This window comes from Pseudomonas sp. 86_A (assembly GCF_017491705.1).
GTDB lineage: Bacteria > Pseudomonadota > Gammaproteobacteria > Pseudomonadales > Pseudomonadaceae > Aquipseudomonas > Aquipseudomonas koreensis.
In genome coordinates this window covers 1-487 of sequence record NZ_JAFGYS010000108.1, presented here as the reverse complement: position 1 = coordinate 487, position 487 = coordinate 1, and the positions used below count along the sequence as shown (strand labels likewise).

Here is a 487-nt window from a genome sequence, read left to right as displayed (position 1 = left end):
CGCCTATCGGGCAACTGAACGGTATACGCGCGATGCCGCGATAGGCCTTGCCTTTCACTTTCCGCGTTTCCGCGCCCGCCCGCGCATCCGGCAGGCATCCGGTGCGCATCGGAATCCACCTCGAAGCGGCATCCGGCGCGCCGCGCCGAGCGCCGCCGCCCGCCTCCCGTCGGTCAATGCGCGGCGAAATCCAGCAGGATCTTGCAGCTTTCGCGCGGGTTGCGCTCGGCGAGCTCGAACGCGCGCGCGACATCGCGAAAATCGAGCGTGTGCGTGACGATGTGCTCCGGATGCACGCGCCCGTCGGCGATCCATTCGATGACCTGCGGGAACATCGCGCAGTTCAGGCGCGACGCGCACAGCGTCAATTCCTTCTTCGTCAGCTCGGCCTGCACGATCGACGACGGCTCCGACGAGAAGCCGAGCACACCGATGCGCGCGGCGGGCGCCGCGAGCCGCACCGCCTCCTCGAGGATCGACGGATGGC

General features: G+C 68.6%; 1 pseudogene. It reads right to left on the bottom strand.

Features of this window, described 5'->3' with window-relative positions:
- Window positions 1-173: 173 nt before the first annotated feature.
- Window positions 174-487 (bottom strand): annotated as a pseudogene (locus J5M57_RS28225) (alcohol dehydrogenase); the annotation flags it as partial.